At 63.2% G+C, this 26,552-nt stretch carries 25 protein-coding genes; 4 read left to right on the forward strand and 21 right to left on the reverse strand.

The window, feature by feature from the left end:
• The first annotated feature begins 31 nt into the window (after positions 1-31).
• Together ACYSM9_RS09390 and ACYSM9_RS09395 are read left to right on the forward strand one after the other, a co-directional pair.
• Complete coding sequence (locus tag ACYSM9_RS09390; protein ID WP_461856707.1) at positions 32-862, forward strand: fumarylacetoacetate hydrolase family protein; 831 nt, start codon at positions 32-34, stop codon at positions 860-862.
• Positions 862-1,620, forward strand: a complete 759-nt coding sequence (locus tag ACYSM9_RS09395; protein ID WP_461856708.1) for a maleylpyruvate isomerase family mycothiol-dependent enzyme — start codon at positions 862-864, stop codon at positions 1,618-1,620. The genes ACYSM9_RS09390 and ACYSM9_RS09395 overlap by 1 nt, the downstream gene beginning before the upstream one ends.
• A 145-nt stretch (positions 1,621-1,765) precedes the next feature.
• On the opposite strand, the gene ACYSM9_RS09400 is transcribed toward ACYSM9_RS09395, so the two are convergent.
• The 18 genes from ACYSM9_RS09400 to ACYSM9_RS09485 form a co-directional block, all read right to left on the reverse strand.
• A complete protein-coding gene (locus ACYSM9_RS09400; RefSeq protein WP_461856709.1) occupies positions 1,766-2,899 on the reverse strand; it encodes a serine hydrolase domain-containing protein in 1,134 nt (377 codons plus the stop codon).
• A gap of 71 nt (positions 2,900-2,970) precedes the next feature.
• Entirely contained in the window at positions 2,971-3,732 is a 762-nt protein-coding gene (locus ACYSM9_RS09405) for an SDR family NAD(P)-dependent oxidoreductase (protein ID WP_461856710.1), read from the reverse strand.
• 2 nt (positions 3,733-3,734) lie between these two features.
• A complete protein-coding gene (locus ACYSM9_RS09410; protein ID WP_461856711.1) occupies positions 3,735-5,420 on the reverse strand; it encodes a hypothetical protein in 1,686 nt (561 codons plus the stop codon).
• On the reverse strand, positions 5,417-6,394 hold the full coding sequence (locus tag ACYSM9_RS09415; RefSeq protein ID WP_461856712.1) for a nucleoside hydrolase: 978 nt from the start codon (positions 6,392-6,394) through the stop codon (positions 5,417-5,419). Before ACYSM9_RS09415 ends, ACYSM9_RS09410 begins: the two co-directional genes overlap by 4 nt.
• A gap of 104 nt (positions 6,395-6,498) precedes the next feature.
• Positions 6,499-7,125, reverse strand: coding sequence for a TetR/AcrR family transcriptional regulator (locus ACYSM9_RS09420; RefSeq protein WP_461856713.1), 627 nt, complete (start codon positions 7,123-7,125; stop codon positions 6,499-6,501).
• The gene (locus ACYSM9_RS09425) at positions 7,125-8,981 is read right to left on the reverse strand and encodes a glycoside hydrolase family 3 protein (RefSeq protein WP_461856714.1); all 1,857 of its coding nucleotides are present in this window, start codon (positions 8,979-8,981) and stop codon (positions 7,125-7,127) included. The genes ACYSM9_RS09420 and ACYSM9_RS09425 overlap by 1 nt, the downstream gene beginning before the upstream one ends.
• Positions 8,978-9,820: an ATP-binding cassette domain-containing protein gene (locus ACYSM9_RS09430; RefSeq protein ID WP_461856715.1), complete on the reverse strand. Its 843-nt coding sequence runs from the start codon at positions 9,818-9,820 to the stop codon at positions 8,978-8,980. The genes ACYSM9_RS09425 and ACYSM9_RS09430 overlap by 4 nt, the downstream gene beginning before the upstream one ends.
• Before the next feature lie 3 nt (positions 9,821-9,823).
• Positions 9,824-11,653, reverse strand: a complete 1,830-nt coding sequence (locus tag ACYSM9_RS09435; RefSeq protein WP_461856716.1) for a dipeptide/oligopeptide/nickel ABC transporter permease/ATP-binding protein — start codon at positions 11,651-11,653, stop codon at positions 9,824-9,826.
• Positions 11,653-12,591 (reverse strand): ABC transporter permease, encoded by a 939-nt coding sequence (locus ACYSM9_RS09440; protein WP_461856717.1) that lies wholly within the window; start codon positions 12,589-12,591, stop codon positions 11,653-11,655. Before ACYSM9_RS09440 ends, ACYSM9_RS09435 begins: the two co-directional genes overlap by 1 nt.
• 87 nt (positions 12,592-12,678) lie before the next feature.
• On the reverse strand, positions 12,679-14,202 hold the full coding sequence (locus tag ACYSM9_RS09445; RefSeq protein WP_461856718.1) for an ABC transporter substrate-binding protein: 1,524 nt from the start codon (positions 14,200-14,202) through the stop codon (positions 12,679-12,681).
• 511 nt (positions 14,203-14,713) lie between these two features.
• Positions 14,714-14,887 (reverse strand): hypothetical protein, encoded by a 174-nt coding sequence (locus ACYSM9_RS09450; RefSeq protein WP_461856805.1) that lies wholly within the window; start codon positions 14,885-14,887, stop codon positions 14,714-14,716.
• Positions 14,820-15,083, reverse strand: coding sequence for a type II toxin-antitoxin system death-on-curing family toxin (locus tag ACYSM9_RS09455; protein WP_461856719.1), 264 nt, complete (start codon positions 15,081-15,083; stop codon positions 14,820-14,822). Before ACYSM9_RS09455 ends, ACYSM9_RS09450 begins: the two co-directional genes overlap by 68 nt.
• Complete coding sequence (locus ACYSM9_RS09460; RefSeq protein WP_461856720.1) at positions 15,080-15,286, reverse strand: hypothetical protein; 207 nt, start codon at positions 15,284-15,286, stop codon at positions 15,080-15,082. Before ACYSM9_RS09460 ends, ACYSM9_RS09455 begins: the two co-directional genes overlap by 4 nt.
• A gap of 401 nt (positions 15,287-15,687) precedes the next feature.
• Entirely contained in the window at positions 15,688-16,623 is a 936-nt protein-coding gene (locus ACYSM9_RS09465) for a sugar phosphate isomerase/epimerase family protein (RefSeq protein WP_461856721.1), read from the reverse strand.
• A 28-nt stretch (positions 16,624-16,651) separates the two neighbouring features.
• Positions 16,652-17,836: a Gfo/Idh/MocA family protein gene (locus ACYSM9_RS09470; protein ID WP_461856722.1), complete on the reverse strand. Its 1,185-nt coding sequence runs from the start codon at positions 17,834-17,836 to the stop codon at positions 16,652-16,654.
• 53 nt (positions 17,837-17,889) lie between these two features.
• Positions 17,890-18,660 carry an ATP-binding cassette domain-containing protein gene (locus ACYSM9_RS09475; protein WP_461856723.1) on the reverse strand — a complete coding sequence of 257 codons (771 nt, stop codon included), beginning with the start codon at positions 18,658-18,660 and terminating at the stop codon, positions 17,890-17,892.
• Positions 18,657-19,751: an ABC transporter permease gene (locus ACYSM9_RS09480; protein ID WP_461856724.1), complete on the reverse strand. Its 1,095-nt coding sequence runs from the start codon at positions 19,749-19,751 to the stop codon at positions 18,657-18,659. The genes ACYSM9_RS09475 and ACYSM9_RS09480 overlap by 4 nt, the downstream gene beginning before the upstream one ends.
• Positions 19,748-20,692 carry a sugar ABC transporter substrate-binding protein gene (locus tag ACYSM9_RS09485; RefSeq protein WP_461856725.1) on the reverse strand — a complete coding sequence of 315 codons (945 nt, stop codon included), beginning with the start codon at positions 20,690-20,692 and terminating at the stop codon, positions 19,748-19,750. Before ACYSM9_RS09485 ends, ACYSM9_RS09480 begins: the two co-directional genes overlap by 4 nt.
• Before the next feature lie 287 nt (positions 20,693-20,979).
• Here ACYSM9_RS09485 and ACYSM9_RS09490 point away from each other — a divergent pair, with 287 nt between their 5' ends.
• Together ACYSM9_RS09490 and ACYSM9_RS09495 are read left to right on the forward strand one after the other, a co-directional pair.
• Positions 20,980-21,957, forward strand: a complete 978-nt coding sequence (locus ACYSM9_RS09490) for a LacI family DNA-binding transcriptional regulator (RefSeq protein WP_461856726.1) — start codon at positions 20,980-20,982, stop codon at positions 21,955-21,957.
• 263 nt (positions 21,958-22,220) lie between these two features.
• A complete protein-coding gene (locus tag ACYSM9_RS09495) occupies positions 22,221-23,711 on the forward strand; it encodes a sugar porter family MFS transporter (protein ID WP_461856727.1) in 1,491 nt (496 codons plus the stop codon).
• Positions 23,712-23,940: 229 nt separating this feature from the next.
• Here ACYSM9_RS09495 and ACYSM9_RS09500 read toward each other — a convergent pair whose 3' ends face one another.
• The 3 genes from ACYSM9_RS09500 to ACYSM9_RS09510 all read right to left on the reverse strand — a co-directional run bounded on the left by ACYSM9_RS09500 (position 23,941) and on the right by ACYSM9_RS09510 (position 26,514).
• Positions 23,941-24,288, reverse strand: a complete 348-nt coding sequence (locus ACYSM9_RS09500) for a DUF202 domain-containing protein (RefSeq protein WP_461856728.1) — start codon at positions 24,286-24,288, stop codon at positions 23,941-23,943.
• Between the two features lie 2 nt (positions 24,289-24,290).
• Positions 24,291-24,686, reverse strand: coding sequence for a YidH family protein (locus ACYSM9_RS09505; protein WP_461856729.1), 396 nt, complete (start codon positions 24,684-24,686; stop codon positions 24,291-24,293).
• A 319-nt stretch (positions 24,687-25,005) separates the two neighbouring features.
• Positions 25,006-26,514 (reverse strand): sulfatase family protein, encoded by a 1,509-nt coding sequence (locus tag ACYSM9_RS09510; RefSeq protein ID WP_461856730.1) that lies wholly within the window; start codon positions 26,512-26,514, stop codon positions 25,006-25,008.
• Between the last annotated feature and the right edge of the window lie 38 nt (positions 26,515-26,552).

The raw sequence follows: 26,552 nt of genomic DNA on the forward strand, positions 1-26,552 counted from the left end.
ACCGCACCTACATCGAAGGACGCACCAAGTAATGAAACTCCTCACCCTCCGCCTCGACAACGGCACAAGCACGACGGCGGTCCGCCAGGACGGCGGCACCCTCACCGAAATCCCGGGCTTCTCCGACGTCGGGGCCCTCCTGCAGGACCCCGCCTGGGAGACCACCGCGAAGGCGGCCAGCGGCGCAACCCACGCGCTCGACGGCGCCGACCTCGCCGCCGTCGTCCCCGCCCCGGGCAAGATCATCTGCGTGGGCCACAACTACCGCAACCACATCAAGGAGATGGGCCGCGAAGTCCCGGCGCACCCCACCCTGTTCGCCAAGTACGCCGAATCCCTGATCGGCCCCAACGATGACCTGGCCTTGCCGCAGGAATCGGACACCGTGGACTGGGAAGCCGAACTCGCCGTCGTGATCGGCAAGACCGGCCGCCGCATCCCCGAATCCGAGGCCGCCGGGCACATCGCCGGGTACGCGGTGCTGAACGACATCAGCATGCGCGACTACCAGTTCCGCACCATCCAGTGGCTGCAGGGCAAAACCTGGGAAAAGTCCACCCCATTCGGCCCCGCCCTGGTCACCAAGGACGAATTCACCCCCGGCCCGCTGATGACCTCCGCCGTGGACGGCGACATCCAGCAGTCCACCCCCACCTCGGACCTGGTCTTCACCCCCGAATACCTCGTCTCCTACATCTCCACCATCATCACCCTGAACCCCGGCGACGTCATCGCCACCGGCACCCCCGGCGGCGTCGGCCACGCCCAGGACCCCAAGCGCTACCTCCAGGAAGGCCAAGTCCTGGTCACCACCATCGAGGGCCTGGGCCAGCTGACCAACCGCGTGGTCAAGGAAGCCTGATGGCCGCCCGGCACGACCAGACCACCGATCCCGTCCTGCTCGACGGGCTCCTGCAGGCCAGGCGCGGCACCGCGTTCTTCGCCCGCAAGCTCAACGAGCTCACCGACACGGACCTGGACGGCGACTCGCTGCTGCCGGGCTGGACCCGCCGCCACGTTGCAGCCCACGTGGGCTACAACGCACGCGCCATCGCCCGGCTCGTGGAATGGGCCGCCACCGGCGTGGAAACACCCATGTACCCCTCCGTGGAGGTCCGCAACCACGAGATCGACTTCGGCGCCACCCTGTCCCCCATCGCGCTGCGGAACCTGTTCGACCACTCGGCCGTGCACCTCAACGTCGAATGGCGAGACCTGCCGGCACAGAACTGGCACCACAAGGTCAAAACCGTCCAAGGCCGGACCGTCCCGGCCGAGGAAACCGTATGGATGCGCACCCGCGAAGTCTGGGTGCACGCCGTAGACCTCGACAACGGCGCCACCTTCAAGGACATCCCCGAACCCGTCCTGGCACGCCTCCTCACCGACATCACCGGCGCCTGGCACACCCGCGGCACCGACAAGGACCTGGTGGTGGAGGTCACTGGCCAGCCCTCAGCCATGGTCTTCGGGGACACCGCAGACACCTCACCCACCCTGGTGTCCGGCACCCTGCCTGCCATCACCCGATGGGCCACCGGCCGCGGCACCGACGGAACCACGGCATCGCGCCACGGCGACCTGGTCATCCCGGCGCCGCCCGCCCCGGCCTGGATCTAGGCAGCCACCCCCAAGCAGTCCAGCGGTAAGCAAGCGGGCGACGGCGGAAACCTCCCGCCGTCGGACGCAAGGATGGCCAACGTCAGGGCAGCGACCGCCAGCCATGGGTCCCGGTCCCATTCAACTCCGGTGCAGTAGCTTGAGGCTACGACAAGGCGGCCCCGATGTCGTGAGCTGCGCTGATAGCGCGCGGATCCCCGCCTCCCGGCCAAGGCCCACGCGAAATCGTGTAGGCGAAGGCGACTCCGGTGTCTGGATCGACGCAGGCGACCGCGCCCATGGCGCCGTCGTGGCCGAAGCTGCGCGGTCCTCCCCAAGCAAGCTTCAGATTTGGCTTTTGGAAGATGATTGAATGCGCTCGATCGGTCTGATTCAGCACCTCGTCGTAGCCTCGCACTTGCTGCTGCCCGATGGCGGCGATCGTGTTGCTGCCCAACAATGGTGCAGACCCATCAAGTCCGGTGATCGTGCCGGCAAGCAACGATGCGATTCCACGGGCGGATCCGGTTGCCGACGCTGCCGGGTGGCCGAACCGCTGGGAACGTGAGTCATTCGCCAGATCCAGATCTCCCCCCGGCCGCGGACCGGAGAGCCAGGAACGCATCGGGTGCGGCGTGGGGCTGGGATGCTGGGCAAGCGGCGGCACCATAGGTTTGACTGGTTTGAGGCGGTGCTCCATGCCATCTGGAAGCCCTAAGTAGAAGTCCGCGTCGAGGGACCGGCGGATTTCCCGCTCATAGTAATCGTGAAGCGTGTCCCCCGACACGCGGTAGACAAGTTCCATTGCCAAATTGCCGATCGTGAGCGCGTGATAGCCGAACGCCGATCCCGGGAGCCAAACCGGAACCGCGGCTGCAAGTCGGTCTGCTGCACGGTGGTGGTCGAGGAGTTCGTCCCATGAAAGCCTGGGCCAGAGATCCGGGAGTCCCGCCTGATGGGAAAGAAGTTGGCGTACTGTTATCTTTTTCTTCCCGCCCTGTCCGAATTCCGGCCAGTACTGGGCGACTGGGGCGTCGAGATCAAGTGCCTGGCGCTCCACCAGGAGTCCGACGACGACGCCGATAATGTTCTTCGATACGGAATAGGGCACTGACAGCGATTGCCCGTCAAGATCAGGGCCGCCCCAGACGTCCAGCACCAAGTCGCCGCCGCAAAAGGCGGCCATTTGGAACGAAAGAGTTGGATCAACTTCAAGGTAGCCCGCGAAACGGTCGGCGATGGATTCGAGTTTGCAATCCGCTGTGCCCTTGAGCGCCCCGGCCAGATTCGAAAGTGTCATTGGGTTGTCCTTTGGGGCGTTGCCTGGTTTCCAGGTGCAGGCTTGTCCAGAATATTTCGGTGGGACGTGCGCTAAAGGGCGGTGAGGCCGCCGTCGACCGTGAAGATGCCGCCGGTGGCGAAGGCGGAGTCGTCGCTTGCAAGGTAAACCATGATGCCTTCAACGTCTTCCGCGCTGCCGGGACGGCGGAGCATGGTGGCATTGACGAGGCCGGCACGCTGGGCAGGATCTTCAGCGATTGTGCGCACGAGGGGGGTCTCCGTATAGCCGGGGACGACCGTGTTGACCCTGATCCCTTCGGCAGCGTAGTCGGCGGCAACGACGCGCGCGAGCCCGTGGACACCGGCCTTGGAGCTGGAGTAGGCGGTGAAGGTCTGTCCGCAGGCGACGACGCCGGTGGGGCTGCCGGTACAGATGATGGACCCGCCGCGCCCTGTCATCGCGCGGACGGCGTGCTTGAGGGTCAGGAACGCGCCGCGCTGGTTTATCCGCACGGTTCTTTCCCAGACGTCGAGCTCGAGGTCTCCGACGCGGTTGTCCTGGCCGAAGAGCTGGACGCCGGCGTTGGCGACGACGATGTCGAGCGGGACGTGCTGGGTTGCCTCAGCGAAGGCGGCGGCAACGCTGGGCTCGTCGGAGATGTCGACTCCGAGGGCAACGGCGCGGGAGGTCCCGGCCTCACGGGCAGCTTCGCGGGCACCATCGTGGTTGAGATCTGCGAAGTGTACGCTAGCTCCCTCAGCGATAAACCGGGTGGCGACGGCGCGGCCGATGCCGGAAGCAGCCCCGGTGACGAGGGCGGTCTTGCCCGCAAGTCGCTGTGTGCGTGACATGTTTATTGTCCTTCGTCTGTTCCGTGGAAGCGGAGCGCAGCCGTACCCCATGGGGCGAGTTCGAGGCCTTGGTCTTGGCTGCGATAGGAAATGTGAGCCTCGACTGCCCAGGGGGTGAGGTTACCCGTGAAGCACACCATTCCTTCCGCGGTGCGAACCGGATATGCGACGAGGCTTGGTGTCGTCCCTGAGCACGTCACAACGTCCAGGCCCCGCAGTGCCGATAATTCCTGGAGCAGCGTCCCAGCGGGAGTTGAAAGGTCAGATGCCGAGGCATAAGAGAGCGAAGCAACGCCCCGGCGGGTGAGGGCGGCGATGCTCCCCAGCAGCCACGCGGCGGCGAAGCTGTGGTCGCGGAGCGGATGCCGGGCGGGGATTTCCTCGGCGGTCGGCGGTTCGGTCGCCACGGCATTGAACCGTGGAGTCAACGTGATCGGCCCGATGTGCAGTGGCCTGCCGTCGCCCAGCTCGAGCGCGTTCTCTGCTGTAAGAGTCTGAACAGGAAGCGTCTCGACGACCGAGAGCGGTTCAACCGCGTGCATCTGGGGCGTGAGGGAGTAACTGATACCGTCGGCGTCTGCCTCGATGGCGTGACGGTTGCGATTGAGCTCGGTGAAGTGGCTGCGTGCCCCCGTGAGCAGGGCCGCCTCGAAGTGGCGCTCCTTTGCCTCGCGGACGAGAACGTCCCACAGCGAGGGTTCAGTGACGTGGGTAGTTGCGCTGTAGATGGCCAGGCGGCGGACAAGCCCTGGCTGGAGCGCGGCGAGGACCTCTTCGACGTCGTCGGGTGAATCCGCGACTACGCGCGCGTCCAGGCTCAGACCGAGTGCACGGGCGCGGCGGATGGCCTCGGCGGGGGAAATGGTGGCGAACGCTGCGTTAGGACGGGCCGAAACTTCTGCGAGGAGTGGACCGAACGTGGCCGGAAGGGTGCGGGGGCGGACATCGCCGTCCTCCACACCAGTCGCGGTGCCGAGCTCAGGAACGCTGCCAGTGACTGTGTCGGTGATGTCGATGCGGTGCTTGACGCTCAGGCGCACGGCCTGCCGGACGTGATCGCCGGGCATATTGTTCACGGGGAAGGGCCGCTCGAGTGGAGTGCTGTAGGTCTTGAAGGAGGCGTCGGTCCAGTTGCGCTGGTCTTCGGTCTCGAAGACGTCACCGTCGAAGTCGAGGCGGTATCGCACCTGGTCACGCTCCCATGCCAGGGCGGCGACGTTCTTAAATGGCTGGTGGGGGCTGATGCCAAGGGGGAAAGCGGAGGACAGTTTCCCTCCGTCCGGCGATGTTACCTCACAGGGTATGCCGGCATCGTCAGGCCCGTGCAGGACGATGAGACCAATGCGGTTGCTTCGGAAGTCTTTCACTGCCGTCCCATTGAACCCCACTTCAAGGGCGGTGCCGCTGAAGCTCAGCGTGAGCTCGCCCTTATACTCTGCCCCGTGTCCGTCCCATCGGATGGTGAGCCGTAGCTCGCATCCGGGCAGTGGTGCGATCTCTTCATGTGTCACGTGTGGCGTCAGGGTCAGCCAGTTGTGGTTTCGCACGACGGCGCGAATACCTCGCAGCACTAGCCTGTCAGTATGGCGGATGTTGGCAAGTTCATCTCCGCGGAGCTCTATGCTCCAGGGGCCGTAGTGGAGGTGTCTGGTCTGCGCGTGCAGGCCATCATCATGGGCCGAGGTCATGAATTTCCTTCAGAGTCGCCTGAGACGTGCTCCTCCAGGCGAGCAAAAAAGTCCTCGAAAAGGAGCCGGGTGTCGATCTGCGTGACGACCTTCGCGACGCGTGCCGGGTTCTCGTCTCCGCCCCATTGCCCGTTGTCGCCGAGCTGGCGGACGGGGCGTTCCACCAGGTGCAGTGCTCTCCTGCCGAATGCGGACTGCAATGCTGTCACGAGCACGAGAGGGCTGTCCCCCATGGTGTATGTTTCCCCCATGGGCCTGCCCAAGGATTGATGCAGATCGATCATCCAGTGGAGCCGCTCCATGAGGAATTGCCCGAGCTTCCCCTGTTGTCCAATGCGCTTCTTCAGCTCCGCCATCGACAGGATGGCTGTGGCGTATGTGCTCAAGGGGATTTGCCAGACCTCCGCCTGGGACTCGCACAACACGGTTCGGACTGCATTAGGGTCGATGCTTACATTGAAATCCGGGTATTGATGCTCGGTGCCGTCATCTCCCCCGATCCACACCACGGTGAGCCGGTCGGCAATGTCCGGGGCCTCAAGCAGCGCACTCGCTATGTCGGTGAGGCCTCCTCCGCAGGCGATAAAGAGCCGGGACTCCACGTCGCGGCGCGCCTCCTCGATAATTGCGGCCGACGCTTGTGAGGGGATGGGCGTCCGGGAGTCCTTCAGCGCGTGGGGCGCGCCGAGCCAAACGGGCACCGAGCCCCTCTTCCCCATGAGATCCAGGACCTCCTCGACCGCATCGACAGCATGCTGTGCGGAGTCCGGACTCGAGTCCATTGGATTATCAATCGGAAGGTGGGATCCGATGATGCCTTTAATGTCCACCGATTCGCAGAGCAGGTGGTGGACGAGTTGGAAGAAGCCATCCGGATCCCCGGCGTAGTCGTTGTCGATAATTACCCGGTAACGCATTGCATCCGCCCGCGAGTAACCGCTGGAAAAGGAGCCTGAGCTGGTCGGCGTCGGCATGGGAAAACCTCGTTCTTCGTTGAAAGGTGTCCAGGGAGAGGGTGACCGGCTGATTTTTTCGACGCCGCTGCCACGACGCTTTGTTTAGGGCGTGACGCCAAGTGCTACTTGGACGGACCTGACGGCAGCTCTGGCTGCGCGTACTGGTTCCAGAAAGCGTGAAGGGTTCCGCCGAGGTCGATTTCCGGATTGATCGCCCACTCGGCCTGCAGACCGTCGGACAGTGCCAGGAGCATGCGGGCAATGACCTGGGCATCAACGCTTGGATTAAATGTTCCCGCGGCCTGCCGCTGTTCTATGTCACGGGCAATCCTGCCGACCACGACCAGGTCACGTTCCCGGAAGTAATCGTGGCAAGGGTGGTCCACGTCCGTGGCGGCTGCCTGGAGGCTCACGTAGAGCTGAACCAGGCCGGGTACTTCCATGTTGTGATGCGCGAGTTGGATGATGAGGGGAAGTTCCGACACATCCGCCGGGCTGAAGTGTTCCCGGTCTACCTCGTCACGTTTGCGGAGCACCTCGGAGAGAAGGTTCTCCTTCGTGTCGAAGTGGTGCAGGAGACCTGCTTGCGTCATGCCGACCTCGTCGGCGATGTCACGAAGGGAAGTCGCGTTGTAGCCCTTGTGCCCGATGACCTGGAGCGCCGTCTGGAGAATCAGCTCCTTGGCTGCCCGGCCCTTGGCATAGGGCCCCCTGCGGCGGGCGGCCACCGGCTCGGTGCGTATTGACATCACAGCTCCAATCCGAACCCGCACTCGTATAGCGGGTCCTCCGTATCACCGGGAACGTCTGGACGGGATCCGATGACGGCGGCCTCGGAGCGCGGAAGCTGGAAGGGCACCCTGCCCTCAGGTGGCACAACGTTGGTCAGCGCCTTGAGGACAGCTGAGTCCGAAGCCCCGTAGACGGCTGCGATGGCCGCGCAATGCGGTTCCAAGGGGGTCAGGATCGCTGGCCGGTCCAGGTGCGGAACAAGGACGACAGGCACCTGCTCCGAGAGGCGACGGACCTTCCCGATGGTCGCTGTATCGAACTCGAGGCTTCCGGCGTGGAAACTCGACTCGAGCATGTAATGGTCCCGGAGTTCGAACGGGGCCGCCACGCGGACGATCGCAACGTCGGCTTCACCTGCGCTCCCCACGGGTTCGAGGCCTGAGGCAGCGACAACATTCGGATCCATCTCTTCAGAGTAGACCCGGGCGCCCGGGGTCAATGGAAGCAGTGGGTGTTCGGCGCCATCGTTCTTCAGTACGGTGACCGACCGGGCCTGCGCCAGCTCCCCCGCTGCGACGTATTCGGGTCGGCCGGCCCGCTCTGCAGCCGCCTCGGCGTCGACGTAGGGGTTGTCGAAAAGTCCGAGGTCGAATTTCACCCTGAGCAGGCGCCGCACGGAGGCATCGATCCGTTCCTCCTGAACGAGGCCTTTCCGCACCAGATCGACGATGATCTCGGGGCACTCCTCGCCGCCGAATTGATCGCAGCCGGCCTCAATGACCTTCAGGACGCGTTCTTCGACCGACAGGTGCTCCACTCCCCAGGCCCGCGACGGGAGTTGTTTGCCGTTCAACCGGGACTCGGTGATGAGGCTCCAGTCTGTGCAGACGACGCCGTCGAAGCCGAGCTTCTCGCGCAACAGGCCGGTGATGATCTGGCGGTTGAAACCGAAACCGACCTCCTCGATCGGTTCGCCGTCCAGGACCAGCCCTACCGGCATGCCGTAGTACGGCATGATGCACGAGACACCCCGGGCAATGACCTTCTTGAACGGTTCGAGATGGTAGTCGAACATCCCTCCGGCGTAGACCTGCTCCCGGCCGTACGGGAAGTGGGGGTCTTCGCCGTCCAGTTGAGGACCCCCGCCGGGAAAGTGCTTGGCCATGCACTCGACACTGTCTGCACCGAGCTCCGGCCCCTCAAAGCCATCAAGGTATGCATTTGCCAGGCGGGCCACCAGGTCCTTGTCCTGGCCGAAGGTGCTGTACTGGCGTGCCCAGCGAGGCTCAGTAGCGAGATCGATGGTCGGATGCATGGCACCCCGAATGCCAATTGCGGTGTACTCAGCCCGCGCTATCGATGCGAACTCGCGCACCAGTTGCTCGTCACGCACTGCCGCAAGGCCGAGGGGCTCCGGCCATGCCGAGAAGTATTCTGCGGTGAAGGATGCACCCCAATTCTCGATGAACGAGTGGCGGGGATCCGTGAAGAGCGTTACGGGAATACCGTGCGGGCTGGATTCGAGCGCGTGGCGCTGGAGCTCGTTGACCCATTTGGCTGCTGTATTGGGCGCAGGGACGTAGTGGAAGTTGAGGTGGTTGACCAGCTTCTTCGCCACGGTGTCGCGGACTCCGACGCGGCCGGAACGGGGTGTCTCATCCTCAAGATTGCCGGAGTCGGGCACGCTCACGATGCTGATGAACATCAGGCCGGCCTTCTCCTCGAGCGAGAGGCGGCCCAGGAGGTCCTCCACGCGCTCCGCCGCCGGGAGGCGTGGGTCCTCGTAAGGCTCCATCACGCCGTTGCCGTTGAGATCCCGGAAGACGACGCCGTCTGGATTCTCCATGTATTCGGAGGCTACTTGGGTGCTCATGCTGCCTGCTCCTTGGCGGTGAGTTGGCGGCGGGCTTCTCGACGCTCGCGCTGGATCTCGGGGTTGGGCACGGGTGCAGACATGAAGAGCCTTTGCGTGTAGGGGTGGCGTGGTTCGGAGGTTACCTGGTCGGCGCGGCCGTGCTCGACGATCATGCCCCTGAACAGGACGATCACGTTGTGGCTGATGTGGCGGATCACGCTGAGGTCATGGGAAACGAAGAGGTAGCTGACGCCGGTTGCTTCCTGGATCTCGACGAGCAGGTCGAGGACACGGGCCTGTGTGGTGAGGTCGAGGGCCGATACCGGCTCGTCGCAGACAATGAGGCGCGGCTCGATGGCAATGGCCCGGGCGATGGCGATACGCTGGCGCTGGCCACCGGAAAACTCACGGGGAAGCCGGCCGCCGGCGTCGGAGGGAAGGTGGACTCGATCCAGGAGCCCACGCACGCGTGCGAGGGCGTCCTTCCGGGCCCATCCCTGGACGGTGAGCGGTTCAGTCAGGATGTCTTCCACGCTCATCGAAGGGTTGAGGGACGTATACGGGTCCTGGAAGACGACTTGGATGTCCTTGCTCAAGGCCCTGCGTTGACCGCTGCCCGCGCGTGTGATGTCGGCGCCGTCGAACGTGATCTTGCCGCCGGTGGGTTTGACCAGGCCAAGGATCGCGCGTCCGATCGTCGTCTTGCCGGAGCCGGACTCGCCCACGAGCCCAAGGGTCTCTCCTGGGCGGAGGGCGAATGAGATATCTTCGAGGGCACGGAATCCGGGACGGCGTCCGCGGCCGGGATACTCGACGGCGAGATGCTCAACCTCAAGGAGGGGGTGGCGGTGCATCATGGTCTACTCCTTGGCTTCTGCCGACACTGGCAGCTCAACTGGCGTATTGTCTGTCGAGGACGCGTCCTCGAAGGGATACGGACGCACCGGGCCGTCCTCGAGCATCGAGTCGAGGAGGCGACGGGTGTAGTCCTGGGACGGCTGGGAGAGGATTCGGTCGACGTCGTCGATCTCCACCATGCGGCCCGCCTGCATGACGGCGACGCGGTCGCAGATGTCTGCGACGACTCCGAAGTTGTGCGTCACCATAATGACGGCCATCCCCGTCTCGCGCTGGAGGTCGCGGAGGAGGTCGAGGACCTCGGCCTGGACAGTGACATCCAGCGCGGTGGTTGGCTCGTCCGCAATGAGAAGGCGTGGGTTGCAGGAGACGGCCCCGGCGATAAGTACACGCTGTGCCATGCCGCCGGAAATTTCGTGGGGATAGGACTTGAAGACCTTTTCCGGGTCGACGATGCCGACCCTTGCGAGGAGGGCGAGGGCACGCCTGGTTGCCTCCTCCTTCGAGATCCCCAGCCGCTTCCGAAGCGGGATGGTGAGCTGATAACCGATCCGGAAAGCCGGGTCGAGGTTGCTCATCGGCTCTTGGGGGATGTACGCGATATCAGTTCCACGCAAGGAAGCGCGCTGGGTCTCGCTTAGGGACGTAAGCTCTTGGCCGTCGAACAGGATGGAACCAGCGGAGACGTGCCCGCCTTCGGGCAGCAGGCCAAGGATCGAGAACGCTGTCTGGGTCTTACCGGAACCGGATTCGCCGACGAGCCCGAGCACTTCGCCCTGCTCGACGTGGAACGTCACGCCATGCACGACTTCCTTCTCCGTTCGCCCATAACCGTAGGCAACCTTGAGCCCGGCCACGCTGAGGAGGGCACTTTCGGGCTGCAAAGCACCGGCCGACGTCGCCTGTTCCTGCAGATGGGCGGCGCCAGTTGCCTTCCGCGCGCGCCTCGGAATGTTGCCCTGCTTTCCCCGGTCCTCGAGCGCGTCGCGGACGGCGTTCGCGAACAGCACAAGGGCCATGCAGACAAGGCCGACCGCCAGCGCGGGCCAGAGAATGAGAATCGGGTTCAGCGTGATCTTGCGGAAGCCATCGTTGAGCATGCTGCCCCAGGAAGCGGTACTGCTGTCACTGACACCAAGGAACTCGAGGCCTGCCTGGATAGCGATGGCGATGCTAAGGAGCCGGGCGATCTGGATGATGACGGGCGCCCGGACCACGGTCAGGATGTGGCGGCCGATGATGCGGAAGTCGCTCAGGCCGGAGACGCGGGCGGCATCGACGTAAAGCTCGCTGCGCACAGACTGCACGGCGCCGCGCACCACGCGGAAGAACCCAGGAAAGAGCAAGACGCCGAACACTGCCATGGCGATCCAGACTGATGGGCCAACCACGGCGCGCACCGCCAGGAGGACGACGATGCCGGGCAGCGCCATGGTGAAGTTGTTGAACCAGGACGAGATGCTGTCGAACCAGCCGCCGTAGTAGCCGGCGATCAGGCCGGCGCTTACGCCAATGATAAGGGCGATGACGACAGCGAGGGCGGCGCCGAGCAGATTGATCCTGCTGCCCCACAGCAGGCGGCTGAGGATGTCGCGCCCGGAGCTGTCCGCGCCCAGAAGATGCTGCGGGCTTGGCGGCTTTATTGCGTCGCGCAGATTCACGGCGTTTGGATCGGGCAGGCCCAGAACGGGGACCAGGACCGCGGCGATGATGATGAGCGCCAGGATGATGGCTGAAGCGAGCCCGAGAGGATTGCGGAGGAATCTCCGGACTACTCCCGAACGGGGGGCCACGCCCTCGACGGCGGTGGGGACTTCGGTTGGGAGAGTCATTAGAGGCGCACCTTGGGGTTGAGCCATGCGACCACGAGGTCGACGATCAGGTTGACGATAACGATGATGAGGACGACCGCGAGGACCACGCCGAGGATGAGCGGCAGATCCGTGCGGCTTGTCGACTCGACGGCGAGCGAGCCCAGGCCGGGAAGGGCGAAGACCGATTCGATGACGACGGCGCCGCCCAGGATGCCGACGACATGGACTGCGAGAGTCGTCAGGCCGTTGACGGAGGCGTTGCGCAATACGGTGGTCAGGATGACGCGTTTCTCGGAGAGGCCTCGGCTTCGGACAGTGCGTACGTAGTCGTGCCGCAGGACTTCGATTGCCGAGCTGCGGACCTGCTGGGCGACCCCTGCGACGCCACCGATGGTGAGCGCGATGACAGGCAGTGTCAGGGTCCTCGCCCAGTCCACCGGGGACTTCGCGAGGTCTGTGTAGCCAGTGGCCGGGAACAGTTTGAGCTGGATCGCAAAGACGGTGACGAGGAACAGCGCCACAATGAATGCCGGGAGCGCATCTCCGAGCGTTGCAAGGACCTGCAGCGTCCGGTCAATCCATCCCTTCTTTACGGCCGCGAGCAGGCCTACCGCGAAGGCGAGGACTCCGGTCAGCAGCGTGACGACTACGACGAGGCTGATCGTTACCGGGAGGCGCACCTGCAGGATCTTCAGCACCGGCTGGCTCGCGAAGTACGAGGAGCCAAAGTCGCCCGTGATGGCTTTTCCGAGCCATGCGGCGTACTGGACGATGACGGGCTGGTCAAGGCCAAGCTCGTGGTTTTTGAGAGCAACCTGGGCTTCGGTTGCGTTCTCGCCGAGGATGTTGCGGGCAATATCGCCGGCTGCCGGGTACAGCATGATGTAGGCGATGAAGGACGCCGCTAGGAGCAGCACCACGGCAGAAGCCAGGCGCCGCAGGAGGAATTCGGTCACCGTTGACTCCTGAGCATGGGGTAAGGGGATGCGGAGCGCCGGCAGCCGCCGAAGAGTGCACTGTCGTGCGGCTGCCGGCGGTAGGAACTACTGCCCTGTGGGCTTGTAGTTGTAGATGGACGGGACGGCCTGCTCGGCCTGAACTTGCACATCAACCGACTTGTTCCAGTAGAAGCTGGCCTGGGGCCGGTAAAGCGGACTGAACCAGTAGTTGTCCACGATGTACTTGTTGATCTGCTTGTCCGCATCAGCGCGCGTCGAGTCGTCGCCTGCCTGTGCCTTCGCGATGAGGGCGTCAAGCTCCGGGCGCTGGGTCTTGAAAGGGTTCCACGGCGCCGTTGGAGCGATCTGCGCGACGATGTGCCGCCAGTCGTTGCTCTGGCTCACCGCCATGTAGGAGATGGCGACGTCACCGCGCTGCATGGCTGGAATGGGCTGGCCGGGACCCCATTGAAGGCGGCTGACCTTGATCCCAATGTCTTTCCAGTTCTGCTCGATGGCGTCATAGACGGCGGGGTCAAACACCTGGGTGACAGGTAGCGTGACAGCCAGGTTCTCGGCCCCGGCGTCCTTCAGGAGCTGCTTCGCCTTTTCCGGATCGTACTTGTACGCCTCGTCGAGGGAGGCGTCATAGCCATTTGTGCCCGGGCGGAAAGTCTGGCTCGTCAGGGTTCCACGGCCGAGATAGACGTTTTGAAGGATGGTCTCCCGGTCGATGGCGAGGGTCAGAGCCTGCCGGACGCGAACGTCAGCCAGTTGGGGCATCTTGGTGCCGTCCCGATCAAAGAAGAAGATGCCTTCCCAGTTAATGTTCAACGGTTTATGTTCAAGTCCGGCGGAGTCCGCGTCGTTAGCACTGGCGGGACGGTTCAGGACGCCGGCGTCGATCTGGCCGGATTTGAGCGCGTTCAGGCGCGCGGTCTCGTCCGTGAGAATCTGGAACTCAACCTTGTCGTATGGGAGCTTGTCACCCCAGTAGTTCGGGTTTCGGACGAACGTTATCTTCGAGCCCGCAACCGTGTTCGCTGCATCCAGAGTGTACGGGCCGGAGCCAACGGGTTGAGTCTTAATGCCGGGCGTGGCCAGCGCCTTGGGGCTGCCCATGTATCCCAGCGCATTGGCGAGCGCGTAGGGCAGCGCCGGATCGGGCGCCGAAAGCCTTAGGACTGCCGTGGCCGAATCCGGTGTCTCAACGGTCTGGATTCCCTTCCCTAAGCTGCCCAGTGGACCGTTTGCCGTCTTGAAGTGCTCAATGTTGGCCTTGACGGCAGCCGAATCGAAAGGCGTTCCGTCTGAGAAGTTCACGCCTGTCCGGAGCTTCAGAGTGTAGGTCTTATTGCCGTCACTCGCCTCCCAGGAAGTGGCCAGCATCGGCGCGAGGCTCCCATCGGGCTGCATCCTAATCAGGGGGTCGTAGACCGCCTGATAAACCGGAGCCAGATGGCCCTCGTTTGCCATGGCAGGGTCGTAGCTAGTGGGCTCCTGCAGCGAGCCGATTCGCAGCAGCGGCGCGGTGGCCGGACCCGACTGGCCAGATGCCGAGCTTGGTGGGGTGCTGCTGCAGGCGGAGAGGGCCCATACAGAAAGCGCGGCGGGCACGCTGGCCGCCAAGAGTTGGCGCCTTGTTATGTTCATGTCTCTTCCTAGAACTCCGTCGTGATAGGACAAGGCACCCAAACAACCTGTGCCCTGGAACACATACTAAACAGCGTTCAGTATTTAAAGCAATACAGCGTTTAGTTTTCACGAATGGCTCCTGACCGGGGATTCGGATTTGACCGAGCTTCACTGGGTCTCAATGGAAAGAAGGCAGGCGTCCGCGCCAAAACCCTTGCAGGTCTCCGGTTGACGCTGCCAGTTAGAGTCGGCCCGCGACCTCGTCGATATCTTGGCTGGGAGCAAGGGGACGCGTAGACCTTCTTCGCCGCCTTAGGAGCTCAAGGACCTCCGGAGACACTGCCGGAGAAGACGCACCGCTCCGAGTGCTCGGATACACCCCGGAATGCACCCCGTGTAGCTCTCGATCCTCGTGGTCTGCGCTCGCAGCGTAGCTGTTAAGAAGTCGCCACAAAGCAGGGTTAAGTGTGGACATTTTCCACACCACTTTCGGGGCGCGGGAGGACTACCGGGGCACCAGGTGCCGGGAAATCTCGGCAGCAGAGTCCAGCATGTCGATAGTGCCGGCGGCGACTGCGACGACGAGGTCGAAGCCTTCATCCGTGCTGAAGTCATGCCGGTAACCGTTGATCCACAGCAGCCAGCACCATGAGCGTCCGCGCCATCCGCTTGTTCCCATCAATGAGTGGATGGAACCGGGCGACCAAGTCCAACAAGGCTGGCGCCTTCACGGCTAGTTCCGGATAGGCTTCCGCGCCCATGACCGTCGCAGCCGGCCTGGCCAATGCTGAGGCCAGCAACCCGACATCACGTAGATGGAAGCGGTACCGATCAACTAGCTGAAGTGCATCCTCAACGTCCAGGTACGCTGTCACGCGTCTTCAAGGCGCTTCAGCAATTCAGCATCATGGCTCATAACAAAGTCAAGGCCCTCACTGATTTCACGTCGGCGCGCGTGCCGCTGCAGAACCAACCCTGCCCCCTGCGACAGAGGCGCAGACTTGGACGCATGTTCCTGGGCAGCCGACTTCTCCAGCCGCCGATCGAGGTCGTCAGGAACACGGCGATTCATAGCCATGCCTTCCTGGTACAAAACCGGTACCCACCCTTGACTGGGCTGCACGCCGCGCTGATCGGACCAGACTCACCCGAGCAAGGTCGCGGCATCATGGAAAGTTAAGACATCAGGCTGCCGAGGCCAGAAGTGTGTTTACGTCCGGCCGCGTTTGATTCCCGTGAACCGACGCCCGCTCACCTATCTCATAACCGAGGATGAGTAACAACTTCTGAGCTACCAGATTATGAGACATAGCTAGGGGAATCGGCCTATGTCCTTGGCGGCGATCAGGCGTGCTCCACTCGGCGAGCTGGTAGTACGGCGGCTCCGGACCGCTCCGTTTGAGGAGCAGTACGTTCGAGTACTGAGGTGCCGCCTCCGACGCCCCCTTGGCGGGAGCGTCGGAGGCGTTTACGGCAAAGTCAGCGTGCACCATTTGAGGTCTTGCTGCCTTCAGCGAACCGGAGGCTGTGCACTCCGCATCCGCCAAGGTAATTGCGGGTCCGCTGTGCGATCGGGAACGGTGCATCCGGCGGGCAAGGGAACATGTCCTGCTCAACGATCGCGAAAATGTCCACCCCACGGCCCGCAACTGCTTCCAGAAGCGGCGGGAATTCCGGCACACCCAGGGGCGGCTCGGTCATGGCGCCGAGGGTGACGGCTTTGCTGAAGGACAGGCTTTCCGCCTGGACCTTGGCGACGACTTCGGGGTTGACCTGCTTGAGGTGCAGATATCCGATGCGGTCAGGGTGACGGTTGATGATCGCGAGGTTGTCGCCGCCGCAGTATGAAACGTGGCCCGTGTCGAGGCAGAGGTTCACGTACTCCGGATCGGTGTTTTCGAGGAAACGGTTGATGTTTTCCTCTGTGTCCACGTGGCTGTCGGCGTGCGGGTGGTACTGGAGATGAACTCCGTATTCTTCGAACATCGCCTTGCCCAGCCGGTCCGCCCCGCTGGTCTTCGCCCGCCACTGTTCGGCGGTTAGTTCGCCGGGCTCGAGGGTTTCGCCGGTGAAGAGATCCCGCCACATTTCGGGGAGGACCACGACGTGTTTGCCTCCCAGTGCCGCGGTAAGTGCAGCAACGTCAGTGACCTGGCTCCAGACAGCGTCCCAGGAGTTGGGCTGGTGCAGGCGCTCGGAGACGGTACCGGCTGAGAGCAGGAGCCCGCGCGATTCGAGTTCCTCCTTTAGCTGGGCGGGGTTGGTGGGCAGGTAGCCGTAGGGGCCGAGTTCGATCCACTGGTAACCGGCAGCGGCTACTTCGTCGAGGAACTGGGTGTAGGGAACCTGGTTGGGGTTGTCCGGGTACCAGACTCCCCAGGAATCGGGGGCTGTTCCGACGCGGATGGTGGCCATGAGTTCTTCTCCTGGTTGTTGGCGGTCGTCAGGCCGGCTGGGGGTGGTTGATGTCCGTGACTGTGTTCGTCTGTGAGGACTCCAGGGCTGCTCCGACGACGCGCATCATGGTCAGCGCGGTGTTGAAGTTGGTGTCCATCGCCTTGTTGTCCCGGACGCAGCGCACGAACTCCTGGATTTCGGCGACGAATGCTTCGGCGTAGCCGGTGCCGACGCCGGCGCCGGGCATGGCTGCGACGTCGTTGAAGTAGGGGTGTTCGGGTCCGGTGAAGATTCGGCGGGGTCCGTTGACGGCGGATGCTGCGGTGCCGTTCTGGTAGAGGTGGAATTCGCCGGCGCTGATTGAATCGAAAAGTGCGTGGCCTTCAGACCCGAACGCCTCGACGCCGAGGGAGTTGGGGATGCCGCTGGCGATCCGGCTTAGGGAGATCTGGCCGACGGCGCCGCCGTCGAATTCAACGGTGACCAGTGCGATGTCGTCGTTGGTGACGGGGCCGCGTTCGCTGGTGGTCGCTCCCCCGTGGCCGATGGCTCCGGCGGCGGGCTTGGGGCGTTCGGTGATGACGGTGCGCAGGGTGGAGTTCAGTACCCGGTTTACGGGGCCGACGACGAACTGGGCAGCGTCGATGGCGTGGGCTCCGATGTCCAGGAGGGCACCACCGCCGGACTGTTCCTGGGAGTAGCGCCAGGACAGGGCGCCGGAGGGGTCGGCAGCGTAGTCCGCGTTGTACCAGGCCCGGACGGTGTGGACCTTGCCGATCGCGCCGTTCTGCACGGCGTTGGCGAGAGCTGCCAGGCCGGGCAGGCGGCGGAAGGAGAAGCCGACGCCGGTCACGGCGTTGGAGGCTTCGGCCAGTTCGGCGAGCCAGGCGGCTTCGTCGCGGGTGCGTCCGATGGGCTTTTCGGCGAAGAGGTGTTTTCCGGAGGCGATGACCTTGGGCAGGATGTCGGCGTGCAGGTGATTGGGCAGGGCGACGCTGACGGCGTCGATTTCGGGGTTGTCGAGGAAGGCGTCAATGTAAGCGACAGCGTTGGCGAAGCCGTAGCGTTTGGCGACGGACTGGGCCAGTTCCAGGTTGGGGTCGGCGATGGTGTGCAGCTGGACGTCGACGTCGGACAGGTCGCGGGCCATCATGGCGTTGCGGTAGCCGAAGGCGTGGGCCTGGCCGGCCATGCCTGCGCCGATGATGCCGATGCGGAGTGTTGTAGTCATTGGTGTTTGTCTTCTCTTTCTGGTTTCTGGCCTGGTGGCCGGGTCTTTGCGGCCTAGCGGCCGATGCTGTGCAGTTCGTGCTGGAGGGCTTCGAGTTCTGCGCCTCCGGACATCTGCTGGGCAAGTTCCGAGATGGTGATCTGGTCTTTGGAGTAGTCACCGATGGTCCGGCCACGCTGGAGCAGGACGAAGTGGTCGCTGACGGGGTAGGCGTGGTTGGGGTTGTGGGTGATGAAGATGACGCCGAGGCCGCGTTCTCGGGCCTGGACGATGTATTTGAGGACGACGCCGGACTGTTTGACACCCAGCGCTGCTGTGGGTTCATCGAGGATCAGGACCCGGGCTCCGAAGTACACGGCGCGGGCGATGGCTACGCACTGGCGTTCGCCGCCGGACATGGTGCCGATGGCCTGTTCCGGGTCACGGATGGTGATGCCCATCTTGGCCAGTTCCTCGACCACGATCTCCTTGCTCTTGCGGGGGGTGAGGAATCCCTTGTGTGTGGGCTCGGAGCCGAGGAAGAAGTTCCGCCAGATCGGCATGAGCGGCGAGAGTGCCAGGTCCTGGTAGACGGTGGCGATGCCGCGGTGCAGGGCGTCACGGGGTGATGAGAAGCGTACTTCTTCACCGTCGACCAGGAACTGTCCGCTGTCCGGGGCGTGGACGCCGGAGAGCGTCTTGATGAAGGTGGACTTGCCTGCGCCGTTGTCACCCAGTACTGCTGTGACTTCGCCGGCACGGACGGCGCAGGTGACGTCCTGGAGGGCGCGGACGTGGCCGAAGTTTTTGCTGATGTTGCGGACTTCGAGAATGGGGGTTGTCATGATCCCACCGCCTGTGACTTCTTCTTGAGGTAGAGGTTGATGAAGACGGCGGCCAGGAGGATGGCGCCGAGGAAGAACTTGAACAGTTCGCTGGGCAGTCCTGCCAGGGGCATGCCCTGCTGGACCATGCCGAAGATCAGGGCTCCGATGGATGCGCCGAGGACCGAGCCGGCGCCGCCGGTGAGGAGGCATCCGCCGATTACCGCAGCGATGATGAAGTTGAATTCAGCACCAATACCGGTGGTGACTGTTGCTGACGCGTACCGCACGACAGTCAGCTGGCCCACCAGCCATGCGGCCACTGCCGTGCCCATGAACAGGCCGATGCGTACCTTTGCCACCGGAACACCGACGGCCAGGGCCCCGGCGGCGTTGCCGCCGACGGCTGCGATCCAGTTGCCGATCTTGGTGCGGGTGAGGAGGATGATGCCGACAACGGTCAGGGCGATCCACCAGATGAGGGAGACCTGGAAGCCGCCGACCGAGGAACCGAAGAGGGCCTTGGCGCTGTCGAAGCCGTTGTATTCCGAGATTCCGGAAACGGTGACCTGCTTGGTGAGGTTGGTGGTGACGGCGTAGTTCAGGCCCCAGAGCATGAACATGGTGCCGAGGGTGATGATGAAGCTCGGGAGCTTGGTTTTTTGAACCAGGAAGCCGTTGAAGAAGCCAATGGCTACCGCGAACACCAGAGATGCAGCCATTCCGAACCAGATGTTGGTGTTCAGCTGGGTGGTGACCAGGGCGGTCACCAGGGCGGTGGAACCGGTCATCACACCGGCGGACAGGTCGAACTCCCCGCCGATCATCAGCAGTGCCACGGCCACAGCCATGATGCCAAGCGTTGCTGCGGGATCAAGGAAGTTTCCGATGCCGGCCTGGCTGGCGAAGGCCGGGGATAGGACTGCAAAGCCGATGAAAACGACGACGGCTGCGAAGGCGGAGCCGAACTCCGGGGACATGAAGATACGTCGGGCCCGGCCGATCGTGGCTTGGCGGTCATCGGCAGGGGCCGAGGCCCTGGTGAGGGCAGCTGGTGCCGCGGGGGCAGGCATTGCCGTGTTTCCGGCGTTGGCGTTGGGGCTCATGGTCATCGCGTTCCCTTGCTGACGAGGTCAGAGACCGTGGCGACGTTGTCCTTGGTGATGAACGCCGGGCCGGTGAGTACCGGCTGCCCGCCGCCGAGCGTGTTGGCGTTGTCGTGGTTGAGCACCAGCAGGGCGATCGGGAGGTAGCCCTGGAGGTACTGCTGCTGGTCAACGGTGAAGAGGATGTCACCGGCCTTGATGGCGTTGAGCACGTCACTGTTGATGTCGAAGGTTCCCACCTTGGCCGTGCTGCCGGCGTCCTTCAGGCCGGCCAGGGCCGCGGTGGCCACGGACGGTTCCAGGGCCAGGACGGAGTCGAAGGACTTGTCACCGAGCATTTTGGACTTCACTGTCGCCTGGATGCCCTGCGGGTTGTTCAGGTCGACCTGGAGTTTCTCCACTTGGCCGCCGAAGGCCTTGGCGGCTCCGTCGCAGCGCTGTTCGAGACCGATGTTGCCTGCCTCGTGGATGATGCACAGCAGCTTCCTGCCGCCCGCTTCTGCCAGCTTCTGCCCGGCGCCGGTTCCGGCGGCGGTTTCCGTCTGGCCGACATGTTCCAGGGCGCCCAGCTTGGCTGACACCTCAGCGCCGGAGTTGATGGTCACGAACGGAATATTCTTGGATTTGGTCTGGGCCAAGGCCGAACCGAGCGCGTCCGGGTTGGCCAGGGAGACAACGACACCGTTCGGGTTCTTGGCAAGCGCGGCCTCCAGCAGGGTTGCCTGCTTGGCGCCTTCCACGTCGCCGGTGACGGAGACGTTCACGCCGTACTGGGCTGCAGCGTCTTCCGCGCCCTTCTTAACGACGTTCCAGAACGAACCGTCCGGGTTGCCGTGGATTACGACGGCGTAGCTCAGGTCCCGCTTGGCGCCGGCGGCTGCCTGGCCGCCAGTGGTGGTTTCGGTGGCCTTGCCGCCAGTGCCGCAGGCGCTCAGGGTGAGTGCCATCGCAGCAACACCTGCAACAGCCAGAGACTTCCAACTCTTCATCGAGTTCCTCATTTCATGGGTGGCGCCGGGCTTCGGCGACCAAGGGGTAAACAGTGGGAGGTTCAGCCGTCCCGGGGGTTCAAAGACGTTTGCGGGCCGTTGTCCCGCCTCGCATGCGGTCTTCTAAAGCGCTCTAGATGTGATTGTGCTAACAATCTAAAGCGCTCTAGAATTGGCTGTCAAGAGGGGTTTTTTATGACGAACGGCTAGGGTGTACCCGGCGAGGAGAATTGATGAGAGTGACAATGGCGGACGTAGCCCGCGCGGCGGGGGTTTCCTCTGCGCTCGTTTCCCTGGCCTTCCGGGACGCCTATGGGGTCAGCAAGCCCACGAGGGAAAGGATTCTTGCCACTGCGGAGAGCATGGGCTACCAGCCGAACCGGATGGCTTCCCGGCTGGCGAGCAAGGTGGATGACACCTTGGGCGTCTTTCTGCTGGACCTGCACAACGAAGTTTTTGCTGACATGTTCGATGGCATGCGTGACTCGGCGCATCGGAACGGCCGGGAGCTGGTGCTCACGGTCGGCTCACCTACAGCGGACCTGGACAGGGCCGCCCTGGATTCCCTGGTCCGGGCGCGCGTTGACGTCGCCATTGCAGCCGGCCTGCTGTTGCCCGACGAGGAGCTGAAGTCGTTTCAGGGTCGCCTGCAACTGGTCAGCGTGGCGCGGGTAGTGCCTGGCTTCGACGCCGTAACGTCCGATAACGAGCTCGGCGCGACCTTGGCCGTGGAGCACCTCCTCAACCTGGGACACAAGCGCATCACCCACTTTGCGTCGCCGCCAACCGACGGTTACCTGGGGCGCCGTGAGGGCTACGTGCGGGCCATGACCAAGGCGGGTCTCACTCCCGAGGTAATCACCTGTGATTACAGCCGAAGTGCCGCGTCCGCCATGGCCCGGCCGTTGCTGGAGTCCCCTGACCGCCCTTCGGCGATCTTCACGCACAACGACCAAACCGCACTGGGCGTCCTTGATGTTGCCCATGCACTGGGGCTTCGAGTCCCGGAAGACATCACCCTCGTGGGGTACGACAACACTTCAGCCAGCCAGCTCCCCGGCGTTGATCTCACTACGGTCGACCTGCATCCGGTTGATTTGGGTTTCAAGGCAGCCGAAATGGCGATTCGCAGATCATTGGACCCGACGCTTAAGCCCATGCTGGAAGTGTTTAAGCCCTCACTGATCGTCCGTGCATCTTCCGCGCCACCACGTTCCGCATGACTGACTGAAAGCCGGAGGATGGCCCCTCCCCCTGCAAGCCTCCTTGCGAGATGGGACATGGACAGCTTGACAGGACAATCTAGAGCGCTTTAGATAGTAATGGCCATCACACTTGGCAGCCGGGGATTTCCCGTTGATGTCTTCCCGACAAATGATGCCGCTCATTCTTCTGCCAAAGCCGCCGCAGCACGCGGCAGCGCAAGTGCCTTCGCACCCGGCAGTGACGGCCTTTGCTGCACCACACCATCAAGCGGTACCCCTGCATGCAGAACCGCACCGACGAAGGAGTCGTTATGAATACCGCCCAGGCATCCAGAGCAGGAACCTCTTCCCTTCCGCCACTCACAAAGGGACCGCACCAGAAACGTCTCAGCTCCATCGCCCTGGTCGCCACAGTCGGCGGCCTCCTGTTCGGGTACGACTCCGGCGTCATCAACGGCGCGCTGCTGCCGATGAGCCAGGAGCTCGGACTAACACCCCTCACGGAGGGAGTGGTAACCAGTTCACTTCTCCTTGGCGCGGCCGTAGGTGCTGCCGTCTCCGGGCGCCTAGCCGACACTTGGGGACGCCGGAAGACCATCACCATCCTGGCCCTAGGGTTCCTTTTCGGAACTATGCTGTGCGTTGCTGCACCCGGTATCGAAATGATGGTGGCCGGACGCGTCGTCCTGGGCCTCGCTGTCGGGGGCGCCTCAGCCGTTGTTCCCGTATTCCTTGCCGAACTGGCCCCGTACGAAATCCGGGGCTCCCTGGCCGGCAGGAACGAGGTCATGGTCGCCGTGGGTGCCCTCGCGGCATTTGTCATGAACGCCATCATCGGCAGCCTTTGGGGTCACATTCCCGGGGTATGGCGGATCATGCTGCTCGTATCAGCCGTGCCGGCCGTCTTCCTCTTCTTCGGCATGCTCCGCATGCCCGAATCCCCCCGATGGCTGATAACCAAAGGCCGAACAGAGGAAGCGGAAACGGTCCTTGCTTCCATTCGTCCCCTGGATCGCGCGCATGCCGAAACCGCAGAAATCCACCAGGCCGCTGACAAGGAAAAGGAAGCCGGTGCCATTGGCTGGCGTGCCATCATCGGCCACCGCTGGCTGCTCAGAATCCTTCTGGTCGGGATAGGTGTCGGAGTGTTCCAGCAACTCACGGGCATCAACACCATCGTCTACTACGGCCAGACCGTCCTGACGGAATCCGGATTCAGCTCAAGCGCTGCCCTGCTGGCCAACGTCGCACCTGGCATCATCGGCGTCGTGGGGTCCATCTTCTCCCTGCGACTGATGGAACGGCTTAACCGCAGGACAATGTTCATCACAGGCTATGGGCTCATCACGATCTGCCACATCCTCATCGGCAGCGCGTCATTGCTCCTGCCGGCCGGCAACGTCCTGCGCCCCTTCGTCATCCTTATCCTGGTGATTGCCTTCGTCGGGGCCATGCAGACCTTCCTCAACGTCGCAACATGGGTGCTGCTCTCGGAAATCTTCCCCCTCCACATGCGCGGACTAGGCATCGGCGTCTCCGTCTTCTGCCTCTGGGTCGCCAACGCGCTGCTGGGGTTGTTTTTCCCCACTCTTGTCACGCAGCTGGGCCTCACCGGATCGTTCTTCATGCTGGCCGGCCTCAACCTCATTGCACTGATCTTCGTTGTGAAGAACGTGCCCGAAACCCGAGGCCGCAGCCTTGAATCCGTGGAAGAGGATGTCACGACCGGCGCCATCTACATTGGGAATCGAGCAGGAGCCCGTAGTCGCTAGGATCGCAGCTCCCGTCGACGACCGTACAACCAACACGCACACCCCACCCGGACGTTGGACACCTGACCAGGAAGGGTTCGGCATGTCGATGGAGATCCGGCCCCGGTTCTCCGAGACCCGGGGCTCGGCTGTCAGTGAATCTGAATTCCGGGTTACTCTGACGCCAAACGCAGATCGTCGCCCTGCATGACCAGGCTTTTGGCGCCCAAAGAACTCGTCGACTAAGAAATTAGTGCTCAAGGGGTAGAAACAGAACGGTGTAAATCCCCAGGGTGGCCAGGACCGCGACGGCGGCAGCTATAGCAGCAGGCGACAAGGCGTCTGAGCGCATGCTGTCATGGTTGATCCCGTGAACGGCCCGCCGGAAGCGCCGTGTGTGGGTCAGGCTTATGGCAAGGGCCGTCGCAGTGGCTGACAGCACGAGGGTGCCCACGAACCAACCGTGATGGGGTATCCAGCGCAAAAAGACTGCCGCAGCCGCCATGAGTGACATCGTGGTCCGGCGCCACGCCAGGTCTGTCCTCTCTGGCTGGAGGCCGGCGTCGCCGTGAATCGGAAGCTGCCGTTTTTGTCGCATGGCTAGTTTTGCCTCGTTATCACGAAGGCGACCATCATGCTGGCGACCAGGGCGCCGCCGACTGCCAGGAGCGGGGCGATCCACGGCATCGGTAACGGTGCCTTCTGCCGCATGGCCCGCTCGATGTTGACCCAGCGAAAGAATGAGCCGCCGCTAAGGAGCAGCGCTAAGCCTAGTAAGAGGATAGCCAGGCTCTTCCGCAGTTCTGGTCCGAACAGGTCGGCCATGAATGCCTCTACCGCGATACCGCCAGCGAGTAACGCCAGTGAGGTGCGAATCCAGGCCAGGAAGGTCCGCTCATTTGCCAGGCTGAATCTGGGGTCGGGTTCATCTCCTCCTCGGAGAAGCCTGTCAGAGAATGCGCTGCGCCCTTCGGGAGCGGCAGGGGGATGGGTCATGTGCCCTTGTATCCTTCCTCGAGCTGCTTGTTGCTTCGGGATGGCGAAGCGGTATTTCTTGTGGCTGTCCGGGTCCCCCTTTCGGAAGGGACGAGCAGTGCAAGGAACCTCCGTGCCCGCTCACGTCGGCTGCACGAAAAGAGCCTCACACTCCACTTGAGGGCGGCAAGCACGGCGAAGGGTGGGATCCTAAATTCTTCTGGGGGTGTGGTGGACATGGTTATGGATGTTCCTAGGCTCGGGTTCCGAGGGACCCATATGATTACGACGGGCGCCGGTCAGTCCCCTCGGGACTGACCGGCCTGATTCCGATGGATCTTCAGCTGGATGCCCGAAGCGCTTCCACGTACTTTTCGACGCGTTCGAGTGTGCCTTCGTCATGGGGGCCCCACTCAGGGTGAGGCGTGCCGGGTCCCATATACGGTTCATCCTGATAGTGCTGCTGGTATTCTGCGAGTTTCTGTTCGAGCTCGGACCGGATCTGGGCATAGCCGGGATCGTCGGCGACGTTTCGGACTTCGGTGGGATCGTTTAGCAGGTCGTATAGTTCCCATTCTGCGTCGTATATACGATCTGAGGAGCCTGGCACGTCCAGCCCGGCGTTGTAGTAGTGGATGAGCTTGTAGTCCGCGGTGCGGATGCCGTAGTGGCCGGGGGCAGCATGTATGGGATCGTCGTGTTCCCAGTACCGGTAATAGGCCGCGTCGGGCCAATCGTCGATGTCCTCGCCCCGCAGGAGTGGCCGGAAGCTGCGGCCCTGTGATGTTGGGAGTGCGTCGCCGGCGTTGATTCCAGCAATGTCGAGGAACGTGGCGGCGAAATCAACATTGGTGATGATTGCCTCGCAGCGGCTGCCGGCCGTGATTTCGGCTGGCCATTTCATCAGCATCGGCATTTGCAGTGATTGGTCGAACATCAGGCGCTTGTCGAACCAGCCGTGGTCGCCGAGGAAGAATCCTTGGTCGGATGTGTAGACGACGAGGGTGTTTTCGGACAGTCCGCGCTCGTCGAGGTGGTCCAGGAGCCGGCCGACGTTGTCGTCGATGGACTGGATGCACTGCAGGTAGTCACGCATGTAGATCTGGTATTTCCACCGCATGCGTGCTTCCCGGTTTTCGGGTCCGCGCAGTTCCTCCGGGACCTCGGTCTTGAGGTCCTCGGCCCCCATGTCGTCGGCAATCGTCATGTGGACGTTCCGTACAGCCTGGCTGCGCGTGGCGTAGTCGTCGAAGAACGTTTCAGGCTCCGGGATCTGCCCATCAGCGTAGAGGTGCTTGTGCTTCTCGTCGGGAATCCATGGTCGGTGTGGCGCTTTGTGGTGCACGAGCATGCAGAACGGCTCGCCGCCCGTCAGCCCGTCCAGCCAGTCGATGGAAAGATCGGTGACGATGTCTGTGGCATATCCGGGAACTGTCGTGCTGCCGCCTTCGTCGATCATCTCCGGGTCTACATAATCCCCTTGTCCTGGAAAAATCTTCCAGGCATCAAATCCGCGCGGCAGGGCCTTGCCGTGCTCGCCCAGGTGCCATTTCCCGAAGAGTGCTGTCTTGTACCCCTGTGCGTGAAGCACATCCACGAACGTGGGGACGCGGTAGTCCATTTCTGTCCAGATGGATGAGACGCCGTTGATGTGGCTGTAGGTTCCGGTGAGGATGGACGCGCGGGAGGGGCTGCAGATGGAGTTCGTGCAGTACACGGCATCCATGCGCATGCCGTCTTGGGCGATGCGGTCCAGATGCGGGGTTTGGTTGACCCGGCTGCCGTACGCCGAGATGGCGTGGGCGGCGTGGTCGTCGGACATGATGAAGATGATGTTCGTCTTCGACATCTTTCTTCCTTTCAAACAAGGTGGGTGCTGGTGCAGTC

The sequence above is a fragment of the Arthrobacter sp. C152 genome, from assembly GCF_054890965.1.